24 protein-coding genes are annotated in these 21,901 nt (G+C 70.9%); 16 read left to right on the top strand and 8 right to left on the bottom strand.

Annotated features, from left to right (window positions below; all coding sequences use genetic code 11):
- Nucleotides 1–18: 18 nt before the first annotated feature.
- On the top strand, nucleotides 19–792 hold the full coding sequence (locus ACF1AJ_RS08235; protein WP_391506890.1) for an SDR family oxidoreductase: 774 nt from the start codon (nucleotides 19–21) through the stop codon (nucleotides 790–792).
- A 1-nt stretch (nucleotide 793) separates the two neighbouring features.
- Nucleotides 794–1,498, top strand: a complete 705-nt coding sequence (locus ACF1AJ_RS08230; RefSeq protein WP_391506889.1) for a potassium channel family protein — start codon at nucleotides 794–796, stop codon at nucleotides 1,496–1,498.
- 18 nt (nucleotides 1,499–1,516) lie between these two features.
- Here the strand turns inward: ACF1AJ_RS08230 and ACF1AJ_RS08225 are convergent, their stop codons facing one another.
- Nucleotides 1,517–2,311, bottom strand: coding sequence for an aminoglycoside adenylyltransferase domain-containing protein (locus ACF1AJ_RS08225; RefSeq protein WP_391506888.1), 795 nt, complete (start codon nucleotides 2,309–2,311; stop codon nucleotides 1,517–1,519).
- A 2-nt stretch (nucleotides 2,312–2,313) separates the two neighbouring features.
- Nucleotides 2,314–3,774, bottom strand: coding sequence for an MFS transporter (locus ACF1AJ_RS08220; protein WP_391506887.1), 1,461 nt, complete (start codon nucleotides 3,772–3,774; stop codon nucleotides 2,314–2,316).
- A 42-nt stretch (nucleotides 3,775–3,816) separates the two neighbouring features.
- Here ACF1AJ_RS08220 and ACF1AJ_RS08215 point away from each other — a divergent pair, with 42 nt between their 5' ends.
- Genes ACF1AJ_RS08215 through ACF1AJ_RS08195 form a run of 5 tightly spaced genes read left to right on the top strand, consistent with a single transcriptional unit; the run spans nucleotide 3,817 to nucleotide 6,479 of the window.
- A complete protein-coding gene (locus ACF1AJ_RS08215) occupies nucleotides 3,817–4,338 on the top strand; it encodes a phosphoribosyltransferase (RefSeq protein ID WP_018190148.1) in 522 nt (173 codons plus the stop codon).
- Between the two features lie 8 nt (nucleotides 4,339–4,346).
- Nucleotides 4,347–5,039 carry a uracil-DNA glycosylase gene (locus ACF1AJ_RS08210; RefSeq protein WP_391506886.1) on the top strand — a complete coding sequence of 231 codons (693 nt, stop codon included), beginning with the start codon at nucleotides 4,347–4,349 and terminating at the stop codon, nucleotides 5,037–5,039.
- A 34-nt stretch (nucleotides 5,040–5,073) separates the two neighbouring features.
- A complete protein-coding gene (locus ACF1AJ_RS08205) occupies nucleotides 5,074–5,652 on the top strand; it encodes a GNAT family N-acetyltransferase (protein WP_391506885.1) in 579 nt (192 codons plus the stop codon).
- Nucleotides 5,653–5,697: 45 nt separating this feature from the next.
- Nucleotides 5,698–6,249 carry a DUF2781 domain-containing protein gene (locus ACF1AJ_RS08200; protein WP_391506884.1) on the top strand — a complete coding sequence of 184 codons (552 nt, stop codon included), beginning with the start codon at nucleotides 5,698–5,700 and terminating at the stop codon, nucleotides 6,247–6,249.
- Nucleotides 6,249–6,479: a hypothetical protein gene (locus ACF1AJ_RS08195; RefSeq protein ID WP_391506883.1), complete on the top strand. Its 231-nt coding sequence runs from the start codon at nucleotides 6,249–6,251 to the stop codon at nucleotides 6,477–6,479. The genes ACF1AJ_RS08200 and ACF1AJ_RS08195 overlap by 1 nt, the downstream gene beginning before the upstream one ends.
- Before the next feature lie 7 nt (nucleotides 6,480–6,486).
- Here ACF1AJ_RS08195 and ACF1AJ_RS08190 read toward each other — a convergent pair whose 3' ends face one another.
- The 4 genes from ACF1AJ_RS08190 to ACF1AJ_RS08175 all read right to left on the bottom strand — a co-directional run bounded on the left by ACF1AJ_RS08190 (nucleotide 6,487) and on the right by ACF1AJ_RS08175 (nucleotide 9,156).
- The gene (locus ACF1AJ_RS08190) at nucleotides 6,487–6,834 is read right to left on the bottom strand and encodes a DMT family transporter (protein WP_391506882.1); all 348 of its coding nucleotides are present in this window, start codon (nucleotides 6,832–6,834) and stop codon (nucleotides 6,487–6,489) included.
- 215 nt (nucleotides 6,835–7,049) lie between these two features.
- A complete protein-coding gene (locus ACF1AJ_RS08185) occupies nucleotides 7,050–7,823 on the bottom strand; it encodes a hypothetical protein (protein ID WP_391506881.1) in 774 nt (257 codons plus the stop codon).
- On the bottom strand, nucleotides 7,820–8,737 hold the full coding sequence (locus ACF1AJ_RS08180; RefSeq protein ID WP_391506880.1) for an ABC transporter ATP-binding protein: 918 nt from the start codon (nucleotides 8,735–8,737) through the stop codon (nucleotides 7,820–7,822). Before ACF1AJ_RS08180 ends, ACF1AJ_RS08185 begins: the two co-directional genes overlap by 4 nt.
- The gene (locus tag ACF1AJ_RS08175) at nucleotides 8,734–9,156 is read right to left on the bottom strand and encodes a GntR family transcriptional regulator (RefSeq protein ID WP_391506879.1); all 423 of its coding nucleotides are present in this window, start codon (nucleotides 9,154–9,156) and stop codon (nucleotides 8,734–8,736) included. The genes ACF1AJ_RS08180 and ACF1AJ_RS08175 overlap by 4 nt, the downstream gene beginning before the upstream one ends.
- A 124-nt stretch (nucleotides 9,157–9,280) precedes the next feature.
- On the opposite strand from ACF1AJ_RS08175, the gene ACF1AJ_RS08170 reads away from it, so the two are divergent.
- The 3 genes from ACF1AJ_RS08170 (at nucleotide 9,281) to ACF1AJ_RS08160 (ending at nucleotide 13,314) form a co-directional block, all read left to right on the top strand.
- Nucleotides 9,281–10,423 carry an alpha/beta hydrolase family protein gene (locus ACF1AJ_RS08170; protein ID WP_391506878.1) on the top strand — a complete coding sequence of 381 codons (1,143 nt, stop codon included), beginning with the start codon at nucleotides 9,281–9,283 and terminating at the stop codon, nucleotides 10,421–10,423.
- A gap of 9 nt (nucleotides 10,424–10,432) precedes the next feature.
- Entirely contained in the window at nucleotides 10,433–11,860 is a 1,428-nt protein-coding gene (locus tag ACF1AJ_RS08165; protein ID WP_391506877.1) for an amidase, read from the top strand.
- Nucleotides 11,861–11,937: 77 nt separating this feature from the next.
- The gene (locus ACF1AJ_RS08160; protein WP_391506876.1) at nucleotides 11,938–13,314 is read left to right on the top strand and encodes a pyridoxal phosphate-dependent decarboxylase family protein; all 1,377 of its coding nucleotides are present in this window, start codon (nucleotides 11,938–11,940) and stop codon (nucleotides 13,312–13,314) included.
- A 7-nt stretch (nucleotides 13,315–13,321) separates the two neighbouring features.
- Here ACF1AJ_RS08160 and ACF1AJ_RS08155 read toward each other — a convergent pair whose 3' ends face one another.
- A complete protein-coding gene (locus ACF1AJ_RS08155; RefSeq protein ID WP_391506875.1) occupies nucleotides 13,322–15,118 on the bottom strand; it encodes a gamma-glutamyltransferase family protein in 1,797 nt (598 codons plus the stop codon).
- Nucleotides 15,119–15,120: 2 nt separating this feature from the next.
- Nucleotides 15,121–15,495 carry a DUF1844 domain-containing protein gene (locus tag ACF1AJ_RS08150; protein ID WP_018190162.1) on the bottom strand — a complete coding sequence of 125 codons (375 nt, stop codon included), beginning with the start codon at nucleotides 15,493–15,495 and terminating at the stop codon, nucleotides 15,121–15,123.
- A gap of 268 nt (nucleotides 15,496–15,763) precedes the next feature.
- Between ACF1AJ_RS08150 and infC the strand changes: the two genes are divergently transcribed.
- From infC to pheT, 6 genes are all read left to right on the top strand, one after another.
- The gene (gene infC, locus ACF1AJ_RS08145; protein WP_081626596.1) at nucleotides 15,764–16,420 is read left to right on the top strand and encodes a translation initiation factor IF-3; all 657 of its coding nucleotides are present in this window, start codon (nucleotides 15,764–15,766) and stop codon (nucleotides 16,418–16,420) included.
- Nucleotides 16,420–16,614 (top strand): 50S ribosomal protein L35, encoded by a 195-nt coding sequence (gene rpmI / locus ACF1AJ_RS08140; protein ID WP_018190164.1) that lies wholly within the window; start codon nucleotides 16,420–16,422, stop codon nucleotides 16,612–16,614. The genes infC and rpmI overlap by 1 nt, the downstream gene beginning before the upstream one ends.
- A gap of 46 nt (nucleotides 16,615–16,660) precedes the next feature.
- Complete coding sequence (gene rplT, locus ACF1AJ_RS08135) at nucleotides 16,661–17,053, top strand: 50S ribosomal protein L20 (RefSeq protein ID WP_309857432.1); 393 nt, start codon at nucleotides 16,661–16,663, stop codon at nucleotides 17,051–17,053.
- 153 nt (nucleotides 17,054–17,206) lie between these two features.
- Entirely contained in the window at nucleotides 17,207–18,007 is an 801-nt protein-coding gene (locus ACF1AJ_RS08130; protein ID WP_391506874.1) for a TrmH family RNA methyltransferase, read from the top strand.
- An 85-nt stretch (nucleotides 18,008–18,092) separates the two neighbouring features.
- Complete coding sequence (pheS, locus tag ACF1AJ_RS08125) at nucleotides 18,093–19,133, top strand: phenylalanine--tRNA ligase subunit alpha (RefSeq protein ID WP_391506873.1); 1,041 nt, start codon at nucleotides 18,093–18,095, stop codon at nucleotides 19,131–19,133.
- On the top strand, nucleotides 19,133–21,676 hold the full coding sequence (gene pheT, locus ACF1AJ_RS08120) for a phenylalanine--tRNA ligase subunit beta (protein ID WP_391506872.1): 2,544 nt from the start codon (nucleotides 19,133–19,135) through the stop codon (nucleotides 21,674–21,676). The genes pheS and pheT overlap by 1 nt, the downstream gene beginning before the upstream one ends.
- Nucleotides 21,677–21,901 lie beyond the last annotated feature (225 nt).

Here is a 21,901-nt window from a genome sequence, read left to right as displayed (position 1 = left end):
ACCCGCGACAATGAGGGCATGAGCAGACGTGTGGTCGTGACGGGAGCGAGTTCGGGCATCGGTGCGGCGACGGTCCGCGCCTTCCGGGGCGAGGGCTGGGACGTGGTGGCGGTGGCCCGCCGGGAGGACCGCCTGCGCGCGCTGGCCGACGAGACCGGCGCCGAGTTCGTCGTCGCCGACCTGACGAAGCAGGATGACGTGGAGGCGCTCCACGACCACCTGGCGTCGACCGGCGGCATCCACGCGCTCGTCAACAACGCGGGAGGCGCGCACGGGCTCGACTCCGTTGAGGCCTCCAGCGTCGACGACGGGGTGTGGATGTACGAGATCAACGTCATCGGAACGAAGCGCGTCATCTCCGCCCTCCTGCCGCTGCTGCGGGTGGGCGCGACCGAGACGGGGCACGCGGACATCGCCGTCGTCACCTCGATCGCCGGTCTCACCGCGTACGTGGGCGGAGGCGGGTACAACGCCGCGAAGTTCGCCGAGCACGCCCTCACTGAGGTGCTGCGGCTGGAGCTGAACGGCGAGCCGATCCGCGTCGTCGAGATCGCTCCGGGGATGGTCGCGACGGAGGAGTTCTCCCTCGTCCGGTTCGGCGGCGACAAGGCCAGGAGGGACGCCGTCTACGAGGATGTGCCCGAGCCGCTCTCGGCCGAGGATGTCGCCGACACGATCGTCCACGCGCTCACCCGCCCCCGCCACGTCGACCTCGACCTGATCGTGGTCAAGCCGGTCGCGCAGGCGGCGCCGTACCGGCTGCACAAGGGCGAGCTGACGGTCCGCGGCTGACATGGTCGACGAGGACGACGCGAAGCGGCTCCGCTGGGAGCGCGCGACCGCCTGGCCCGGAATCGCCGCCAGTGCGCTCTTCCTCGTCGCCTACTCGTGGAACATCCTGGACGAGTCCCAATCGACCGCAGTGCACGTGACGCTGCTGGTGGTGCTCGTGGCGGTGTGGCTGTTCTTCTTCATCGACTACGTGATGCGCCTGCTGCTCGCCCGGCACAAGCGGGAATTCATCCGACGGAATCCGGTGGATCTGCTGTCGGTGTTCATCCCGATGGCGCGACCCTTCCGCCTGCTGACGGGGCTCCGCCATCTGAACGGGCTGCAGGGCAACAGCGGGTCGCACCTGCGGCGTCGCATCGTCATCATCGCGTCGAGCTTCATCGTCATGTTCATCTACGTCATCGCGCTCGCCGAGTTCCAGGCCGAGCGCTACGCGCCCGGGTCGAACATCCGTTCCTTCGGCGACGCCGTGTGGTGGGCGTGCGTGACCATGGCGACGGTCGGCTACGGGGACTATTACCCGGTCACCATCCCGGGCCGGGTCCTCGCGGTCGTCCTCATGATCGGCGGCGTCGCGATCGTCGGAACAGCGAGCGCGACGATCGTCAGCTACCTCAACGACCGGACGCAGCACCTGCGCCACCACGAGCCGAGGCCACGAGACGCGCATCCCGCTCCGGAAGAGGAGAACGACGCCCCGACCTGACGCTGCGGCCGGACCGGGTCAGCCGTCGGCGACGGCCACACACGCCCGCAGCAGCCGGAGCGCCTGGCGCGCGTCCCGCACCGTGAACTCCTGGCGGTCGCCTGTCCGGTCGCGCACCGCGCGCTCCAGAAGCTCGGCGTGCTCCGGCCAGCGCTCGGCGGCGAACGCGGCGGCGGCGGTCTTCGAGAGCACGTCGCCCGTCTCGATCGTGGCGACCAGCCGGATGGGCCCGAGCGCCACCCAGCGCACGGTCTCCGCGCGCACGGGGCCGTCGTCCGGTCGGTCGGCGAGCTCCGCCTCCAGTCCGTCGCCGATCCGCTGCCAGTAATCGAGCAGATTGTCGCGCGAGAACGCGACGACCCCTTCGGCGGTCTGCGGGTGGCGGTCGGAGACCGGCGACCAGATGACGTCGCCGCCGTCGACAATGCCCTGCACGCCGGATTCGAGCTCCCGCCAGGTGATCCAGCTGAGCTGGGCACCCGCGAGAGCCGAGACCAGCACGCCCTCGACGACCTGCGGGGCGGTCTGCACGACGTCCGGTCCGCGGGCGATCTCCGACTCGGTCAGGTAGACGCCGTCGACGTGGGGCTGGGAGGCGGCGTGCAGCTCCGCGAGGGCGGGCAGATCGTCGACCGGGTCGCGGGTGACGACGAACACCACGTCGATGTCGCTGACGCCGGGATGCCAGTCACCGACGACCGCCGATCCGGTGACGATCGCACGGCTGACGAGTCCGGGGGCGACGCGTCTCTGTTCCAGGAGGAACGCGGTCAGGGCGTCGGCGACGGTGGGCGGGAGCTGCTGCTCGGACATGGTCACTCCAGGGCGGGTTCGGAATCCGCGAACGCGAGCCGCGGCACGAAGAAGAGGAGCACCGCGGCGACGAGCGCGCCCAGACCGCAGATGGTCCAGACGAGCATGTAGCCGACGAGGCTGGCGGCGGTGGCCGTGACGGTGGCTGCGCCGGCGAGCAGCACGACGCCGAACACGGCGGACGCGAACGACCCGCCGATGGTCTTGGTCGTGTTGGTGAGGGCTGTGGCGACCCCGGTCTGCCCGCGCGGTGCGGCGGCCGCCGCTGCTGCGGGCAGCGCGCCGACGAGCGCACCGGAGCCGACCCCGGCGATCGCCATGTTGGTGAACACCTCCCACGTCTGGAGGTGGAACGGCAGGAACATCAGGTACCCGATCGCGACGAGGAAGGCCGCGCCGATCAGTGTCACCCGCGGCGTCAGCCACGACGACACGAGCGGGAACAGCACCGCGCCGACGATCATCGAGATGAGGTAAGCGCCGATCAGGATGCTGCGCTGGCCGGCCGAGAGTCCGAGCCCGTAGCCGTTCGCGGGGTCCGTGCCCGCGTACGTGCTGAGCGGCGCCTGCGCGCCGAGCAGGCTGATCCCGATCAGTCCGGCGGTGAGCTGCACCGGCCACATGGTCGGGCGGCGGAGCACGCGCAGGTCGATGGCGGGATCGGCCTGGCGCAGCTCCCAGCGACCGAACGGCAGGAACGCGAGCACGCCGATCGCGATCAGCGCCCACACCCACCATGTGCCGACGCCGTTGAGGCGCAGGAAGGTGAGCCCGGACGTGATGAGCAGGAGCCCCAGCGCCAGCAGGGTGAACCCGACGGCGTCGAGGCTGCGCCCGGGCACGGGCTCCGACTCCGGAACGCCGAAGAGGATCGCGAAGAACACGAGCGTGACCGCCACCGCCGGCACCAGCAGGGTGAGCATCACATCCCCGCCGAGCGCCTCGAAGAGCAGGCCGGCGCCCACCGCGCCGACGATCGCCCCGGCCTCCAGCGCGACGACCAGCAGACCGGCCGCGCGTCGCGTGCCCGATGCGGCCGTCCCCGTGCGGCGTCCGCGGTCGAAGATCAGCGCGACCTCCAGCGGAAGCCAGACGACGTAGAAGCCCTGCAGCGCGAACGCCAGCAGGTAGGTCGTGAAGTCGCCGGCGAAGGCGAGCCACCAGGACGAGAGGGCGGTCACGGCGGTGGCGACCAGCAGGATGCGCTTGTGCCCGAACATGTCGCCGAGCTTCGCCAGCACGGGCACGACCAGGGCGGAGACGAGCAGCTGGGCGGCCTCGAACCAGTTGTAGTCGGCGTCGTGGATGCCGAGGTGCTTCACGATGTCGGAGATGAGCGGGACGTAGTACCCCTGCAGGATGCCGCTGGTCAGCTCCACCAGTGCCAGCCAGCCGATGAGGCCCGCCGTGGTGCCGATCACGACCGCCGCCCGGCGCTGGGCTGACGTCTTCTCCGAGGTCATGCGCGGATGCTAACACCCGGGCGGCCCCGGTACGGTAGAGCAATGGCCAGCGAACTCGACGATTCCGGTGCAGACGTCCTCCAGGAGGCGGAACGGGAGGTCCTCGGCTGGTTGGAGTTCGGCGAGGCGTCGCGTCACCTGGCCGGTGAGGTCGTGGAATCCGGATTCGAGCCGGACATGGTCGTCGCGATCGCCCGCGGCGGCCTGCTTCTCGCCGGCGCCATCTCGTATGCGCTCGGCATCAAGGCGTGCGGCGCGCTGAACGTCGAGTTCTACACGGGCGTCGACACCCGCCTCCCCGAGCCCGTCGTCCTCCCGCCGATGCTCGACTCCGCGGCCCTCCAGTCGAAGCGGGTCCTGCTCGTCGACGACGTGTCCGACTCCGGCCGGACGCTCGCGATGGTGGTCGATCTGATCGCGGCCTCCGGCGCTGACGTCCGTACGGTGTGCCTCTACTCCAAGCCGCGCACGGTGCTCGAACCCGACTTCGTCTGGCGCCGCACCGACCGCTGGATCACCTTCCCGTGGTCCGCCCTCCCGCCGGTGACGGCCGCGACCCACTGAGCGGGACCATGCCGAAGACGCTGGCGGAGCTGGCCGCCGACGGTTCGATGGACCCGGGATGGGCGGCCGCCCTCGAGCCGGTCGCCGACCGCATCGCGGCGATGGGCGAGTTCCTCCGCGCCGAGGTGGCCGCCGGGCGGCACTACCTGCCCGCCGGTGACGCCGTCCTCCGAGCCTTCCGGGCGCCGCTCGCCGACGTCCGCGTGCTGATCGTCGGCCAAGACCCGTACCCCACGCCGGGGCACCCCATCGGGCTCTCGTTCGCCGTGGAGCGCCACGTGCGCCCGCTGCCGCGCAGCCTTCAGAACATCTACCGCGAGCTTCGCGACGATCTGGGCGTGACGCCGCCGCCCCACGGCGACCTCGGCGCCTGGTCCGACCACGGGATCATGCTGCTCAACCGCGTGCTGACGGTCCGGCCGGGGGAGCCGGCCTCGCACCGCGGGAAGGGATGGGAGGCCGTGACCGAGCACGCCATCCGCTCGCTCGTGGCCCGCGGCCGGCCGTTCGTGTCCATCCTGTGGGGGAGGGATGCCGCAACGCTCAGGCCGCTGCTCGACGGCAACCCGGTGATCGAGTCGGCGCACCCCAGCCCGCTGTCGGCGTCACGCGGCTTCTTCGGATCGAAACCCTTCTCTCGCGCCAACGCCCTGCTGACGAAACTGGGCGAGAAACCGGTCGACTGGTCGCTCGAACCGTAACCCGCCCGCAATACGGGCGACGTAGGCTTGACGGGTGCTGGAAGAGGAATACCAGGAACGTCGGGTGCTGCCGCGGCACCTGCGCAAGCCTGCGCCCGCGGAGACGCCGTTCGAGTACTCGATCCGCGAGGCGCGCCCGGAGGACCTCCCGCACGTCCGTGAGATCTACAACCACTACGTGGCCAACAGCACCGTCACCTTCGACGAGGATGCGATGACGCTGCGCGAGTGGAAGAGCAAGTACGCCTACCTCAAGAAGCTCGGGATGCCGTTCATCGTCGCCGAGTCTCCGAACGGCCAGATCCTCGGCTACGCCTTGGTGCAGCCGTGGAAGCAGAAGCGCGCATACCGGTTCACGGTCGAGAACTCGATCTACCTGGGTGCGGCATCCACCGGCAAGGGCCTCGGTCCGGTGCTGATGCAGGAGCTGATCGACCGATCGAAGGCGGCGGGCCTCAAGGAGATCATCGCGGTGATCGCCGACAAGGGCGCAGAGGCGTCCATCCGGATGCACGAGAACTTCGGATTCACCGAGATCGGCCGGATGGGCCGCGTCGGCTACAAGTTCGAGCGCTGGCTCGGCACGGTGCTGATGCAGAAGTCGCTGAAGTAGCGCTTCGCCGACGCGGCAGCGGCGGACGAGCGCTAGGCTCACCGCGTGAGCACCGTGACCCCTGGGACCGCGACGAGCGGAGTCGCCACCGCACCGGTGACGCCCGCCAACCTGCCCCTGCGCAAGCGTCCCGTCGACATCTTCTTCATCGTGATGTTCTCGCTGTTCATCGTGACCTGCATCATCAGCGACGCGATCCCCACGCTCGGGATCCCGCAGACGGCGACGACGACGAACATCCTGGCGCAGTGGAACTACACGTACTCGTCGCAGTACGACCCGCTCTACATGCAGGAGCCGCTGTGGCTGCGGTTCATCACCGGCACGAGCGCGTTCGTCTACCTGCCGTTCTACGTGCTGCTGATCGTCTGCCTGGTGAAGGGGTTCAACTGGATCCAGCTGTTCGCCGTGATCTACGCGACGATGATCATCAGCCTCACGGCCATCCCGATCTTCGGCGTCGAGTTCTTCGGACCGGTGGGGCAGCGGACGCCCAACCCGGTCGTCTTCCTGCTCTACAACGGGCCGTACGTACTGGTGCCGTTGCTGCTGCTCATCCGGATGCGCAAACCGCTGCCGTTCACGAGGAGGTTCTGATGCCGCTGCTGGAAGACCTGACCGTCTACGAGGACGGTGACCGTTACGACGTCTACGACCACTCGTTCCCGGACGAGGATGCGGAGCTCGGCCGCGGCCGTCTGCTCGGTGCGGTGACCGTCACGCCCGAGGGGGAGTACGTCCCGGCCGGCGACGGTGCCCGCTACGAGTACATCGCTCCCGCACGGACGCTGGACGAGGCGCTCGGAGCATTCGTCGGCTCGGCCTGACCGACCGCTAGGCGGCGGGGTGCTTCGCGCCCAGTTCGAGCAGGCCGACGCCGCCGATCACGAGAACGAGCCCGGCGATCTGCACCCAGGTGAGCGACTCCTTGAAGAACACCCAGGAGATGATCGCGATCGCCGCGACACCGACGGCCGACCAGATCGCGTACGCGATTCCGAGGGGGACGCCGCGGCCGAGCGCCAGCGACAGTGCGAAGAACGACGCGACGTAGCCGACGACGACGATGACGAAGGCCCACCACTTCGGGTTGTCACCGGAGGTGAACTTCAGGAAGGTCGTCGCGACGACCTCGGTCGCGATGGCGACGGCGAGAAACAGGTAGCCCAGCACGGAAGACACGCTAGCGAACCGTGGGTCGCTCCTCGCATCCCGCTATGAGTTCACCGCACGTTCTGTCGCGCGTCGCCGCAGCGGTTTAGCCTGACGACGCCGACATCGTCGGACGGCGTGAGAACGCGCCGGCCGAGTGAGGCCGATGGCATGAAACCGTGGCCGGGAGCGCGAGATCTCCCGGCCACGTCCATGCCCGGCCTGTGCCGGTCGCGCACGATCGCTCAGCTGCGCGGGGTCGCCCGGCCGAGCACCGCGTACCCCGCGACCGCCGCCAGCGCGGTCGGCAGCAGCAGCCACGCCGTGATACCGATCGGGCCGTTCGCGACGAACCAGTCGCCGACAGCTGGCCAGCTCCCCGTGAAGGTGATCAGGGCGATGACGCCGACCACCAGCAGGGCGAAGACCGCGCCGGCCACGAGGATGCCGTTCATCCGCCAGCGCATGAAGAGCGCGGCGGAGAACGCTCCGACGGCGAAGAAGAACAGCATGGCGGCGAACACGGTGAACAGGCGGCCGCCGAGGCGCTCCCCGTCGAAGTAGACCGACGTGAACAGGTGGCCGCCGAGGCCCCAGCCGTTCGTCCACTCCTCGATGGCCGAGAGCAGGGTGAACCCGACGGCGTACCCGGCGGCGAGCATCAGGAAGGTCAGCCCGGAGCCGAGGGCGAAGTCGCGCCGGGTGGTGCTGTAGCCGAGCGCGAACGGGAACGTCGCCGTGATGACCTGGATGCCCACGATCAGCATGTAGACGAAGATGTAGAACCCGCCGCCGCTCCACTGCGTCCCGTCCATCGCGTCGGCGCGGTCGGCCGGAGCGGTCGCCGCCCAGATGATCCACCAGATCAGCCAGTTCACCAGCCAGATGAAGAACATGATCATGACCGGGATCCAGATCGCGGTCCACTTGTTGACGAGATTGAGGCGCACGACGCGCCAGACGCGGTGCCCCAGCGGGGGTGCGGCGATCAGCGCGGGGGCCGGGTTCGCGGTGGTCATGCGGTCTGCTCGATTCCTGTGTCACGGACGTCGGTCCTGCGGACGATCAACTGCTGGAGCGACACCGGCGCGAGCTCCAGGCCCGCCGCCGCTGCCTGGGAACGCTCGGAGGCGCTGAGGCCGGCGACGGTCACGGAGGCGAGGCCGCCGACACCGTCGCGATGCAGCACCTCGCGAGCCCGGACGAACTCGTCGACGGCTCCGCGCGGGCCGACCACGGTGGTGGCGGAGGTGCGCAGGGTCTCGGCGTCCTCATCCATCAGGATGCGGCCCTGGTCGATGACGATGACGTGCTCGAGGAGGTTCGCCACCTCGTCGATCAGGTGCGTCGAGAGCACCACGGTCCGTGGATGCTCGGAGAAGTCCTCGAGCAGGCGATCGTAGAAGAGCTGGCGTGCGACGGCGTCCAGTCCCAGGTAGGGCTCGTCGAAGAACGTCAGCGGCGCGCGCGACGCCAGTCCGACGATCACCCCGATCGCCGAGAGCTGTCCGCGGGAGAGCTTCTTGATGCGCCGATTGAGCGGGAGGCGGAATTCGTCGACGAGCTGCTCCGCGTACTCGGCGTCCCAGTTCTCGAAGAACCAGGGCGCACTGCGCAGGACGTGCTTCGGCTGGAAGTCCTCGGGGTACCGCTGGCTCTCCTTGATGAAGCAGATGTTCTGCAGCACGCGCGGGTTCTCGGTCGGCTTCTCGCCGAAGACGTGGATGTCGCCCTGCGTGGCGAAGTCCTGCCCGGTGATGAGCTGCATCAGCGTCGTCTTCCCTGCGCCGTTGCGGCCGAGGAGGCCGTGGATGCGGCCCGGCTTGATGGTGACGGACACGTCGTCGATCGCGGTGAACGATCCGAACCGTTTGGTCAGGCCCGACACCTGCACCGCCGGAGCGATGGAGGTCGGGGCGGGGGCGGCGCTCATGCGCTCACTCCTTTCGAAGGGGACGCCGTGGGCGTCGTCTGGGTGTGCGGGGTGGCCGGCCGCTCATCGGCGGCCGTCTGGATCATGCGGGTCAGCTGCTCTGCGCCGATGCCGAGCTTCGCGGCCTCGGCGAGGAGCGGGCGGAGGTACTCGTCGCTGAACGCGTCGCGGCGCTTGGCGACGAGCCGCTCGCGGGCGCCGTCGGAGACGAACATTCCGATGCCTCGTTTCTTGTAGAGGATTCCGTCGTCGACCAGGAGGTTCACGCCCTTGCCCGCCGTCGCCGGGTTGATCCGGTAGAAGGCGGCGAACTCGTTCGTGGACGGCACCTGGGTCTCAGCGGGGTAGACCCCGTCGATGATGTCGTCTTCGATCTGTTCGGCGATCTGGACGAAGATCGGCTTGCCTTCGTCGATCACGCGAGCTTCACCGGTTCATTACTCATGTAACTAACCAACCAGGCTTTGTCGCCGCTGTCAAGAGCCGGTTCTCGCGTCACGAAGCGCCACCTCGGCTCGTCCTCCGGGTATGGGGTGGATTCTCGTGACCATCGGAGCGGCCGGCCTGTTGTGGGCCGGCGTGCTGTGGTGCGTCCGTCGCGCCGCGATCGCGCTCGCCCGCGCGATCGTCGCGCCCGCCCCGCGGCCGCAGACGCGCATCCACGCGAGCACCGACACGACCGTCACGCTGGAGGCCGACCGCCGGACGCTTCACCGCGGGCAGTTCGGCCTCTGGTTCGGCGACGGCGGCCACGCTGTCGTGGGTCACGCCATCGCGTATGACCGCGAAACCGGCACCGTGTCCCGCGAACTGCTGGAAGTCACCGGCGATCTGTCGGCGGCGGCCGAGGGCGTGTGGACGGGGCACCTCCATCCCGACCCGGCCGCGCTCCGGCGGCGATATGGGGAGGTGCGGCTCCCGGTACCGGGCGGCGCGGCACCGGCCTGGGTCGTCGTGCCGGAGGAGGCCGGGCATCCGGTGACGTGGGCCATCCACATCCACGGGCATAACAGCACCCGCGTGACGGCCCTCCGCTCCGTGCCGGCGACGGACGCCCTGGGCATGACGTCGCTGGTGGTCTCGTTCCGCGGCGACGGGGAGGGACCGTCCGTGCCGGGCGGTGCCTCCCAGCTCGGGCAGCGCGAATGGGAGGACGTGGATGCGGCGATCGCGTTCGCGCTCGCGCACGGCGCCGAGCGGGTGGTGCTCGTCGGCTGGTCGCTCGGGGGAGCGCTCGCGCTGCAGCTCTCCGAGCGGAGCGCGCAGCGGGCTGCCATCGACCGGCTCGTGCTCGTCGCGCCGGTCACCGACTGGCGCGCGGCGATCCGCAACGTGGCCGCCGAGCGCGGACTTCCGGGGTGGGTGGGGGCGCTGGCGATCCGGGCGCTCGCCGATCCGGTCACGGCCGGGAAGGCGGGCCTGCCCGAACCGATCGACTTCGACCTGCTCGACTGGTCGCGACCGGGGAGGCTCACCGTCCCGACGCTCGTATTGCACTCCGACGGCGACCGCGAGGTGCCGCTGTCGTCGTCCCTGCTGTTCGCCATGGCCAACCCCCGCCTGGTCCGGCTCGTGGAGCTCCCTCCGGCCGAGCACACGTGGGAGTACAACGTCGACCCCGCGGCGTTCAACGCCGCCGTGATCGAGTTCCTGCAGCCGGCCCGGGAGGACGGCGCGGTCGGCTAGCCTGGCCCCATGGCCGACCTCCACGAGCTGACGGCGCTCGCACTCTGGCAGGAACTCCAGTCCGGGCGGGTGCCGCCCCGGGAGCTCGCCGCCCACTATCTGGACCGCATCGAACGCCTGAACCCCGAGCTGGGAGCCTTCGTCACCGTCACCCGGGAGCGGGCTCTCGAGCGGGCCGACGAGGTGGCCGAGCGGGTGCCGAAGACCGCGCCGCTGTGGGGGCTGCCCTCCGGCGACAAAGACCTGTGGATGCGTGCCGGCGTGCCGACAGGGTTCGGCTCCCGCGCGATGGCCGGCTTCGTTCCCGACGCCAGCGACGAGATCGTCGAGACGCTCGATGCCGCGGGCGCCGTGAGCCTCGGGAAGACGAACGCGCCCGAGTTCGGGCTCCCCGCCTACACGGAATCGCTCGCCGCGCCGCCCGCGCGCAACCCCTGGAACCCGGAGCTCGGCGCCGGCGGGTCGAGCGGAGGGGCCGCAGTCGCCGTGGCGGCCGGGATGCTGCCCTTCGCCCCGGGGTCCGATGGAGGTGGCAGCATCCGCATCCCCGCCGCCGCGTGCGGACTCGTCGGACTGAAGCCCTCGCGCGGGCTGGTCCCCGCGGGCAGCGGGATCGACTCGCTTGCGGGGCTCGTCGTCGACGGGCCGATCGCACGCACCACGGCGGACGCGGCGCTGCTGCTCGACGGGATCATCGCGAAGCGCAACGGCCGGATCGACCACCATTACACGCTGCGCGCTCCGTACGACGACGATGGTCCGTTCCTGGGGGCCGCCGTGCGCGGGGAGGGCAGATTCCAGCTCGGCGTGATGACGACCTCCGCCTGGGACGGCGCCTACGACATCCACATCTCGCCGGAGGCGCGCGAGGCGCTCGCCGTGGCCGTCGACGCCGTGTCGTCGCTCGGGCACGGGGTCGAGGAGACGGCGCTCGAGCCGGACGACACGTACGCCCCGGCGTTCCGCACGATCTGGCAGGCAGGCGCGGCGCGTATCCCAGCCGAAGGGGAGACCCTCGCGCTGCTCGAGCCGCTGACGGCGTGGCTGGTGGAGCGCGGGCGTTCGCTCAGCGCCCGCGAGCTCAGCGAGGCGCTCTCGGCGCTCACCGCGTACGAGCGCTCCTTCATCCGCCAGCTGTCGTCCTTCGACGCCGTGCTGACGCCCGCGATGGCGCTCACCCCGCGCCCGGTCGGCTGGTACGACCAGAAGGACGGGGAGCGCAACTTCGAGCAGCAGGTGCAGTACACGCCGTTCACGTCGATGCTCAACGTCACCGGTCTCCCGGCGATCGTCCTCCCGGTGTCGCAGACGGCCGACGGGCTGCCGATGGGCGTCCAGCTCATCGGCCGTCCCGGCGGCGAGCGGACGCTGCTCTCGATCGCCGCGCAGCTGGAGCGCCGCCTTCGCTGGGCGGACCGCCGGCCGCCCGTCTGGTGACGAGAGGCTCGAGGGTGCTGCCTTCCGCCTTCGAAAAGAGCAGCAACGAGCGCCTCGGCGCGCACTAGCATGCGCGTGTGACAGATCCGGAGGGATTTCGCGAGCCGCTCGACCAAGCGGTGGCGTCGGCGGAGCGCTGGCTCGACGGCATCCGCGACGGGCGCATCCCGCCTGAGACCGACGTGGAGCAGGTGAAGGATGCGCTGGGCCGGACGCTGCCTGACCGCGGCCCCGCGCCCGCCGAGGTGATCCGCCGGATGTCGGCGGCGATCGAGCCCGGGCTCATGCGCATCCACTCGCCCCGGTTCCATGGCTGGGTCATGGGAGGGGCGCAACCGGTCGCGCTGGCCGCCGACTGGCTGACGTCGGCGTGGGACCAGAACAACGGCCTCCGCTCCGTCACGCCCGGGGTCGCCGGAGCCGAGGAGCTCGCGGCCGAGTGGCTCCTCGACCTGCTCGCCTTGCCCAAGACCGCGGAAGTGGGGTTCGTCACGGGAGCGACCGTCGCGAACGTCGTCGGGTTGATCTGCGGCCGCGACGAGCTGCTGCGACGGGCGGGATGGGATCCCGGCGACGGACTGGCCGGGTCACCGCGCATCCGCGTGCTGGTCGGAGCCGAGCGGCACGGGTCGGTCGACAGCGCCGCTCACCTCGCCGGCCTCGGGCGTGGAACGGTCGTGGCGGCGGACGCTCAGGGGCGGATGCTGCCGGACGCCCTGCGCGAGGCGTTGGCGGACGGCGACGGCCCGGCGCTGGTCGTGCTGCAGGCGGGCAACATCCACTCGGGCGCGTTCGACCCGTTCGGCGAGCTGATCGAGATCGCGCACGACGCCGGCGCCTGGGTGCACGTGGACGGCGCCTTCGGGCTCTGGGCAGCCGCCGCCCCCGGCCTGCGTGCCCTGACGAACGGCATCGGAGGCGCCGACTCGTGGGCGACGGATGCGCACAAGACGCTCAGCGTCCCCTACGACTGCGGCATCGCCGTCGTCGCGGACGCTGCCGCCCTGCACGGCGCCATGGCGCAGCACGCGGCCTACCTCGCCTCCTCCGCCGACGTGGCCGACCCGAGCGATCGCGTCCCGGAGCTCTCCCGCCGCGCCCGCGGGCTGACCACGTACGCGACGCTCGCGCAACTCGGCCGCGCCGGCGTGGCCGACCTGGTCCAGCAGCTGGCGGATGCGGCGACGGTGATCGCCGACGGCATCCGCGGCCTACCCGGTGCGGAGGTGCTCAACGAGGTCGTCTACACCCAGGTCTGCGCGTCCTTCGGCAGCGATGACCGCACCCGTGCGGTCGGGGCGGCGCTCCTCGCCGATGGTGCCGCGCTCGCGTCCCCGTCCACCTGGCAGGGCCGGGCCGTGCTGCGCTTCTCCGTGAGCAACTGGCTGACCGACGCGGAGGAGGCGGCCCGCACGGTCGCGGCCGTCCGTCGCGCGGTCGAGGCCGTGGCCTGACGCGCCGTCAGCGCCCGGCGGCGTAGCCCTGCTGGCCGCGCGGGTTGGCGGCGGCGCTCAGCACGCCCGTCCGCGGATCGCGACCGACGGACGACAAGCGGCCCAGCGTCCAGTCGCCGGCGCGGGTGACCCGGTGGCCGCGCGCCTCCAGACCTGCGATGACGTCGTCGCCGAGGCGGTTCTCGACGACCGCGCCGGCGGGAACCCAGGTGCGCGGCCAGAACGACTCCGCGATGGAGGTGGTGTGCAGCGCCGGCGCATCGATGGCCTGCTGAGGAGAGTAGCCGCCGACGATCGTGCGCAGCAGGTACAGCAGCTGCCACTGGTCCTGCTGGTCGCCGCCGGGGGAGCCGAGTGCGGTCACCGGCACTCCGTCGCGCAGCACCACGGTCGGCGTCAACGTCGTGCGGGGCCGGCGGCCGGGAGTGAGAGTCGACGCGGAGCCCTCCTCCAGCCAGGTCATCTGCAGGCGGGTGCCGAGGCAGAAGCCCAGCTCCGGGATGGTCGGGGACGACTGCAGCCAGCCGCCGGACGGCGTCGCCGAGACGATGTTGCCCCAGCGGTCCACGACGTCGATGTGGCAGGTGTCTCCGCGCGTCTCGCCGGTCCGCGACACGGTCGGCTCGCCGACGCCCTCCGTCGCGACGCCGGACGGCGGGGTGTAAGCGGTGCGCAGCGGTGGCGTGAAGGGCTCGCGGCCGGGGAGCACCCCCGGACGGAACTCGGCGGACGCCCGGTCGCCGATCAGCGCGCGACGCCCAGCCGCGTAGGCGGGCGAGAGCAGCGTCCCGAGGGGCACGTCGTCGTCGCCGAAGTAGGCGTCGCGGTCGGCGTAGGCGAGCTTCTGCGCCTCCAGCACCGTGTGGGCACCGAGCTCGGTGGAGGGATCGAGGCGGTCGTCGTCGAAGCCGTCCAGGATGGCGAGGGTCGCGAGAAGCGCCGGTCCCTGGCTCCACGCGGCTGTCTTCGCGATGGTGTGGCCGCGGAACTCGAGGGTCACCGCCGGTTCGTACGACGCCCGGTACCCGGCGAAGTCGGACGCGGCGATGACGCCGGCATGATCCCCGCCGTCGGAGTGGCGGTGCGGCGTGCGCACGAACGCGTCGACGGCCTGCGCGACCCATCCCGTCGCCCACTCCGTGCGGGCCGCCTCGATGCGCTCCTCCCGGGTCGCTGCACCGTCGCCCGCGGCGACGAGGCCGCGCAGCACCCGCGCGTACGCCGGGTCGACGATCAGCTCACCGGGTTCCGGGATGCGGCCGCCGGGCATCCAGCGCTCGGCCGACGTCGGCCAGTGCTCGGCGAACAGGGGTGCGACGCGTTCGATCGTTGCGCACACCCGCTCGAGCACGGGATGCCCGCCCTCCGCGTAGCCGATGGCGAACGCGAGCACGTCCGCGAGCTCCCAGGTGCCGTGCTCCTTCAGCAACAAGAGCCAGGCATCCACGGCACCGGGGACGGCCGCAGCGAGCGCGCCGGAGCCGGGCACCAGCTCCAGACCCTCGGCGAGGTAGTGCTCACGGGTCGCCCCGGCGGGCGCGGGGCCCTGACCGGAGAGGACGACCGGTGTGGGATCCTCCGCCGTGGCGAAGAGCGCGACGAGGTCGCCGCCCGGACCGTTCAGGTGCGGTTCGACGATGTGCAGCACGAAGGCGGCGGCCGCGGCCGCATCGAACGCGTTGCCGCCGCGCTCCAGCACCGCCTGCGCCGACGCCGTGGCGAGCCAGTGCGTCGAGGCGCTCATGCCGAACGTCCCCTGCAGAGTGGGGCGCGTCGTGAACGCGGGAGGCGGCGTGAACGCCATGGTCAGCTGACCGGGCCGGTGTACTTCTCGCCGGGACCCTTGCCGATCTCGTCGGGGATCGCGGACGCCTCGCGGAACGCCAGCTGCAGCGACCGGAGTCCGTCGCGGAGGCTCCTGGCGTGCTGGTCGCCGACATGCGGCGCGCTCGCCGTGACGAGGCCGGCGAGGGCGTCGATCAGCTTGCGCGCCTCATCCAGATCCGTCTGGTGCTCCGGGTCGTCCGCCAGCCCGCACTTGACGGCGGCGGCGCTCATCAGGTGCACTGCGGTGGTGGTGATCACCTCGACGGCGGGCACCTCGGCGATGTCGCGGGTGGCCTCGGCCACGCCGTCCTCGTCGTGGCCGGAGTCGTCGAAGGTGAAGGATGTGTCGCTCACTGCATTCCTCTGTTAGAATCGTTCGGGCTCCGGGACTTCTGTCCCGGTACGAAAGTGGAGATTCCTCCCACCCGCGCTTGACCGTTTTATAGGTTACCGGGTCGTTGCACTCCGCCATCGCGTGCGAACGCGAGGGTAGTCAGGGTGCTGTACCAGGCCTGTGATCGTCAGATCGCAGGCCGTGCTGGTGCGTGGAACCTCCTCTTTCGCCGGACCGTCACCGACGGCCCGTGGCTCGCGAAGAATCGCTTGATCAGAGGAGACAGACATCAGCGAACCCCGTACGAATGACCGTATCCGCGTCCCCGAAGTACGACTTGTCGGCCCCAGCGGAGAGCAGGTCGGTGTCGTCAAGATCGAGGTCGCATTGCGACTCGCGCAGGAGGCCGACCTCGACCTGGTCGAAGTCGCGCCCAACTCCAAGCCGCCGGTCGCCAAGATCATGGACTACGGCAAGTTCAAGTACGAGGCTGCGCAGAAGGCCAAGGAGGCCCGGCGCAACCAGGCGAACACGATCCTCAAAGAGGTCCGTTTCCGCCTCAAGATCGACAAGCACGACTATGAGACCAAGCGCAAGCGCGCCGAAGGCTTCCTGAAGTCCGGCGACAAGGTGAAGGCCATGATCCTCTTCCGGGGCCGCGAGCAGTCGCGTCCGGAGCAGGGCGTGCGTCTGCTGCAGCGCTTCGCGGAGGACGTCGCCGAGCTCGGCACGGTGGAGTCCAACCCCACGATCGACGGGCGCAACATGGTGATGATCATCAGCCCGGTGAAGAACAAGTCCGAGGCCAAGGCCGAGGCCAACGCAGTACGTGCCGCTACCAAGGCGCGCGCCCAGGGGCGCGACCAGGACGCGGTTGCTGAGACAGCCGACGCTGCTCAGTCCGACGAGAGTTCGCCCGCCCAGGCGACGAACGAGGAGAAGTAATGCCCAAGCAGAAGACCCACTCCGGCGCCAAGAAGCGCTTCAAGATCACCGGCAGCGGCAAGGTCATGAAGCAGCAGTCCGGCATGCGCCACAACCTGGAGCTCAAGTCCAGCCGTCGCACCCGCCGGCTGAACCAGGAGCAGGTCGTCCCCGAGGTGGACGCCAAGGTCATCCGCCGGATGCTCGGCAAGTAACGACTCGCCCGCTCAGATCTTTTATCAGCACTAAGGAAATCGACTAATGGCAAGAGTGAAGAGGGCGGTCAACGCCCACAAGAAGCGTCGGGTCATCCTCGAGCGCGCCGAGGGCTATCGCGGTCAGCGGTCGCGCCTGTACCGCAAGGCCAAGGAGCAGGTCACCCACTCCCTGGTCTACTCCTACAACGACCGCCGCAAGCGCAAGGGCGACTTCCGTCGTCTGTGGATCCAGCGGATCAACGCGGCGAGCCGCGCCAACGGCCTCACCTACAACCGCTTCATCCAGGGCCTGGGCCTGGCGGGTGTCGAGGTGGACCGTCGCATCCTCGCCGACCTGGCCGTCACCGAGCCCGCGACCTTCGCGGCCCTCGTCGAGACCGCCAAGAAAGCTCTGCCGGCCGACACGTCGGCCCCGAAGGCGGACGCCGCGGCGTAACACGCGCATCCACGAACGGCCCGGTCGACGCATGTCGACCGGGCCGTTCTGCGTGCCCTCCGCGCCGGTGGGTCGCAACACGCCGTTCTGGGCCGGCCGTAACGGCGTGTTGCGACCCACAGACGCGGGGGCGTCGGCCCCTAAGCTGGTGCCATGCTGGACAACCCGCGCTCGCCGCGCGTCAGGGCCGTCGCCAAGCTCGCCAAGCGCCCCGCCCGTGCCGAGACCGGGCTGTTCCTCCTGGAAGGGCCGCAGGCCGTCGAGGAGGCCCTCGCCTTCCGTCCGGAGCTCGTCGTCGACCTGTTCGCGACCCCGACGGCGCTCGAGCGGTATCCGGAGATCGCCCGCGCGGCGTCCGACGCCGGGGTCGAGGTCGAGTTCGTCTCCGAGCACGTGCTGGATGCGATGGCCGACACGGTGACGCCGCAGGGTTTCGTCGCCGTGGCCAGGCAGTTCCCGACCTCGGTCCGCGACATCTTCGCCGGCTCGCCGCGGCTCGTCGCGGTGCTGGAGGAGGTGAGGGATCCCGGAAACGCGGGAACGATCATCCGCGCCGCCGACTCGGCCGGGGCGGATGCGGTGGTCCTGAGCGGCCGCACGGTCGACCTCTACAACCCCAAGGTGGTGCGCTCGACGACCGGTTCGCTGTTCCACCTTCCGGTCGCTGTGGGCGCCGACCTGGGCGATGTTGTCGGACGGGCTCACACCGCGGGCCTGCAGGTGCTCGCCGCCGACATCAAGGGGGAGGACCTGCTCTCCGCGCGCCGCGACGGCGAGCTCGCGCGGCCGACCGCGTGGGTGTTCGGCAACGAGGCGCACGGGCTCGCCGACGAACTTCTCGGCCTCGTGGATCGGGTCGTCACCGTCCCGATCTACGGCAAGGCCGAGTCGATGAACCTGGCGACGGCCGCCTCCGTCTGCCTCTACGAGTCGGCGTTCGCCCAGCGCTCCTGAGCGCGTTTCGTCCACAGTCGGGCGTCATCCACAGGCCGGTCGCCGCGCCGAGAGGCCGGGCTCGCGCCGACTAGACTGGGTGACCGTGTCAGATTCCACGGAGATCACCGAATCCGCGGTCGAGTCGGCGGTCAGTGCGGCGCTCGCCGCGATCGACGCCGCACACGACTCGGCGGCCCTGAAGACGGTGCGCCACGACCACACGGCCGAGGGTTCGCCGCTCGCCCGGCTGAACGCGAGCATCCGCTCGCTCCCGGGCGACCAGAAGGCGGCGGCGGGCAAGCTCGTCGGCGGCGCACGCGCGCGCGTCAACCAGGCCTTCACCGCCAAAGAGGCTGAGATCGCCGCGGCGGAGGAGGCGGCTCAGCTCACCGCTGAGACCGTCGACGTCACGGCGCTCCCGTCGCGGTGGACGCCCGGTGCCCGGCACCCGCTGAGCCTGCTCCAGGAGCGCATCGCCGACGTCTTCGTCGGTATGGGCTGGGAGGTCGCGGAGGGCCCGGAGCTCGAGAGCGAGTGGTACAACTTCGACGCCCTCAACTTCGACGCCGACCACCCGGCGCGCGCGATGCAGGACACCTTCTTCGTCGAGCCGACGGACGCCCACCTCGTGATGCGCACGCACACCTCGCCGGTGCAGCTGCGCGCCCTGCTCGGCGACGACCTGCCGGTGTACCGGATCGCCCCCGGCCGGGTCTTCCGCACCGACGAGTTCGACGCGACACACCTCCCGGTGTTCCACCAGACCGAGGGCATCGCCGTCGACAAGGGCCTCACCATGGCGCACCTGCGCGGAACTCTCGACCACTTCGTCAAGACGCTGTTCGGCGACGAGGCGCGCGTGCGCCTGCGCCCCAACTACTTCCCGTTCACCGAGCCGAGCGCCGAGCTCGACCTGTGGCATCCCACCTTCAAGGGCGGTGCCCGCTGGATCGAATGGGGCGGCTGCGGCATGGTCAACCCCAACGTCCTGCGCTCCGCCGGCATCGACCCGGACGTCTACTCCGGCTTCGCGTTCGGGATGGGCGTGGAGCGCGCCCTGATGTTCCGCAACGACGTCAAGGACATGCGCGACATGGCCGAGGGCGATGTCCGGTTCTCCCAGCAGTTCGGAATGGTGGTCTGATGCGCGTCCCCCTGAGTTGGCTCGGCGAGTTCGTCGACCTGGAGCCCGGCACCACGCCGGAGGAGGTGCATGCCGCCCTCGTGTCCGTCGGACTCGAGGAGGAGGACATCCACACCTTCGAGCTGAGCGGTCCGATCGTCGTCGGCCAGGTGCTCGAGTTCGTCGAGGAGCCGCAGAGCAACGGCAAGACCATCCGCTGGTGCCAGGTGCGCGTCGCCCCCGAGGGGCAGAGCGCCGCCGACGGCGGTGCCGACGTGCGCGGCATCGTCTGCGGCGCCCGCAACTTCTTCGAGGGCGACAAGGTCGTCGTGACGCTGCCCGGCGCCGTGCTGCCCGGTCCCTTCCCGATCGCCGCCCGCAAGACCTACGGGCACGTCTCCGACGGGATGATCGCGTCGGCCCGTGAGCTCGGCCTCGGTGAGGACCACGACGGCATCCTCCGCCTGGCGACGCTCGGTCTCGACCCGGAGGTCGGAACCGACGCGGTCGCGCTCCTCGGGCTGGACGACGCCGCCGTGGAGGTCAACGTCACGCCCGACCGCGGGTACGCGTTCTCGATCCGCGGCATCGCCCGCGAGTACTCGCACGCGACCGGCGCGGCCTTCCGCGACCCGGCCGATGCGGTGCCCGTCGGCTCCGCGGCCGACCACCCGAGCGGCTTCAGCGTGACGGTCGACGACACCGCGCCCATCCGCGGCCGTGTCGGCGCGAGCGTCTTCGTGACCCGCGTCGTCCGCGACGTCGACGGGTCACGCCCGACCCCGCCGTGGATGATCGCGCGCCTCAAGCTCGCCGGCATCCGGTCGATCTCGCTGATCGTCGACATCACGAACTACGTCATGCTCGAGCTCGGCCAGCCGATCCACGGGTACGACCTCGACAAGCTGTCCGGCGGCATCGTCGTGCGACGCGCGACGCCGGGGGAGAAGCTCGTCACCCTCGACGACCAGACCCGCACCCTCGACCCGGAAGACCTCGTCATCTCCGACGGCTCCGGCGCGATCGGCCTGGCGGGCGTCATGGGCGGCGCCTCCACCGAGATCGGCGACGGCACCCGCAACGTGCTCATCGAGGCAGCCAACTTCGACCCGGTGTCGATCGCGCGGACGGCTCGCCGTCACAAGCTGCCCAGCGAGGCGTCCAAGCGCTTCGAGCGCGGGGTCGACCCGCAGGTCGCCGTGGCGGCCGCTGCACGTGTCGTCCAGCTGCTCGAGCAGCTCGCCGGCGGCCGCGCGGATGAGCTGGGCTCGCTGCTGGATGCGTCCGAGACCGCCGAGGCCATCCGCCTCCCGAAGGGCTACATCGCCTCGCTCATCGGCGTCGAGTTCACCGACGACGAGGTGCGCGGAGCGCTCGCCGAGATCGGCGGAACCGTCACCGAGTCGTCCGACGACCTGCTGGTCGCCCCGCCCACCTGGCGACCGGACCTGCGCGACAAGTCGGACCTGGCGGAGGAGGTCGCGCGCATCGTCGGCTACGACCGCATCCCGTCGGTGCTGCCGGTCGCGCCTCCCGGCCGGGGGCTCACCCGCGAGCAGCGCCTGCGTCGCGCTGTTGCGCAGACGCTCGCCGACAACGGCGCGACCGAGGTGCTGTCCTTCCCGTTCGTGAGCGAGGCGCAGAACGACCTCTTCGGGTCGGCCGAGGCCGGCGGGGTCCTCGCCGTCCGCCTGGCGAACGCCCTCGACGCGACCGCGCCGTACCTGCGCACGTCGCTGCTGCCCGGCCTGCTCGATGCCGCCAAGCGCAACCTCGCGCGTGGCCTCGTCGACCTGAAGGTCTACGAGCTGGGGACTGTCTTCCGCCCCTCGGAGGGGTCGATCGGCAGCGAGACGCTCCCGCCGGGCGCCGCGCTTCCCGGAGCCGACATCCTCGCCGGGCTGAACGCCGGCATCCCCGCGCAGCCGCGCCACCTCGCGGGCCTCGTGGTCGGCAACGCCGTCGAGAAGCAGCCGGGCCTGGCCGCCGTGCCGGCCGGGCTGGTGGATGCGCTCGACATGGTGCGGCAGACCGCCGCGGCCGCCGGCGTGACGCTCGACCTCGTGCAGTCGTCGCACCGGGCGCTTCACCCGGGACGCACGGCGCGCCTGGTCGCCCGAGGCGCCGATGGCGCCGAGGTCCCGGTCGGCTACGCCGGAGAACTGCTTCCGGCTCTGGCCCACGACCTCGACCTGCCCCGCGTCGTCGCCGTCTTCGAACTCGACCTCGACGCGCTGATCGCCGTCGCACCGGTCGACATCGTCGCCGGTGTGATCGCGGGCTTCCCGGCCGCGACGCAGGATCTCTCGCTCGTCGTGCGCGAGGACGTCCCGGCGGGAGAGCTGCTTCGTGCCGTCCGTGAGGGCGCCGGTGAGCTGCTCGAAGACATCCGGCTGGTCGACGACTACCGCGGCCCGGGGCTCCCGGAGGCGCACAAGAGCCTGACCTTCGCGCTGCGCTTCCGCGCGGACGACCGCACCCTCACCGCCGCCGAGGCGAGCGAGGCCAAGCTGGCCGGAGCCGCGCGCGCCAGCGAGCTGTTCGGCGCGACGATCCGCGAGTAGCCGTCACGCGACCCCGACGCGACACCCCCGACCGGTCTCGGACCGCTGCGAGACACATCCCGCAGCGGACCGGGACCGGTCGCGTGCATCCCGGCCCGGATTTGGTGACCGCCGGGGCAGGAGCGCTAGGGTTGTCCCATGCTTTCCGTCCGGTGCACCGCTTCGACGCGTGCGGCTCTCGCCGCCCGCGCCATGCGCCGACGCCTGCGCGACCGCCGAAGCTAG

Origin of the sequence: Leifsonia sp. NPDC014704, assembly GCF_043083605.1 — a bacterium.
Taxonomy (GTDB): domain Bacteria; phylum Actinomycetota; class Actinomycetes; order Actinomycetales; family Microbacteriaceae; genus Leifsonia.
The sequence above is the reverse complement of the archived record's forward strand: the minus strand, read 5'-3'. Positions and strand labels throughout refer to the sequence as shown.

Excerpts from the sequence above, each read along its gene's own strand:
- ACF1AJ_RS08235 (WP_391506890.1), top strand. The coding sequence starts at position 19 with ATGAGCAGACGTGTGGTCGTGACGGGAGCGAGTTCGGGCATCGGTGCG.
- ACF1AJ_RS08230 (WP_391506889.1), top strand. The coding sequence starts at position 794 with ATGGTCGACGAGGACGACGCGAAGCGGCTCCGCTGGGAGCGCGCGACC.
- ACF1AJ_RS08225 (WP_391506888.1), bottom strand. The coding sequence starts at position 2,311 with ATGTCCGAGCAGCAGCTCCCGCCCACCGTCGCCGACGCCCTGACCGCG.
- ACF1AJ_RS08220 (WP_391506887.1), bottom strand. The coding sequence starts at position 3,774 with ATGACCTCGGAGAAGACGTCAGCCCAGCGCCGGGCGGCGGTCGTGATC.
- ACF1AJ_RS08215 (WP_018190148.1), top strand. The coding sequence starts at position 3,817 with ATGGCCAGCGAACTCGACGATTCCGGTGCAGACGTCCTCCAGGAGGCG.
- ACF1AJ_RS08210 (WP_391506886.1), top strand. The coding sequence starts at position 4,347 with ATGCCGAAGACGCTGGCGGAGCTGGCCGCCGACGGTTCGATGGACCCG.
- ACF1AJ_RS08195 (WP_391506883.1), top strand. The coding sequence starts at position 6,249 with ATGCCGCTGCTGGAAGACCTGACCGTCTACGAGGACGGTGACCGTTAC.
- ACF1AJ_RS08185 (WP_391506881.1), bottom strand. The coding sequence starts at position 7,823 with ATGACCACCGCGAACCCGGCCCCCGCGCTGATCGCCGCACCCCCGCTG.
- ACF1AJ_RS08180 (WP_391506880.1), bottom strand. The coding sequence starts at position 8,737 with ATGAGCGCCGCCCCCGCCCCGACCTCCATCGCTCCGGCGGTGCAGGTG.
- ACF1AJ_RS08165 (WP_391506877.1), top strand. The coding sequence starts at position 10,433 with ATGGCCGACCTCCACGAGCTGACGGCGCTCGCACTCTGGCAGGAACTC.
- ACF1AJ_RS08155 (WP_391506875.1), bottom strand. The coding sequence starts at position 15,118 with ATGGCGTTCACGCCGCCTCCCGCGTTCACGACGCGCCCCACTCTGCAG.
- rpmI (WP_018190164.1), top strand. The coding sequence starts at position 16,420 with ATGCCCAAGCAGAAGACCCACTCCGGCGCCAAGAAGCGCTTCAAGATC.
- rplT (WP_309857432.1), top strand. The coding sequence starts at position 16,661 with ATGGCAAGAGTGAAGAGGGCGGTCAACGCCCACAAGAAGCGTCGGGTC.
- ACF1AJ_RS08130 (WP_391506874.1), top strand. The coding sequence starts at position 17,207 with ATGCTGGACAACCCGCGCTCGCCGCGCGTCAGGGCCGTCGCCAAGCTC.
- pheT (WP_391506872.1), top strand. The coding sequence starts at position 19,133 with ATGCGCGTCCCCCTGAGTTGGCTCGGCGAGTTCGTCGACCTGGAGCCC.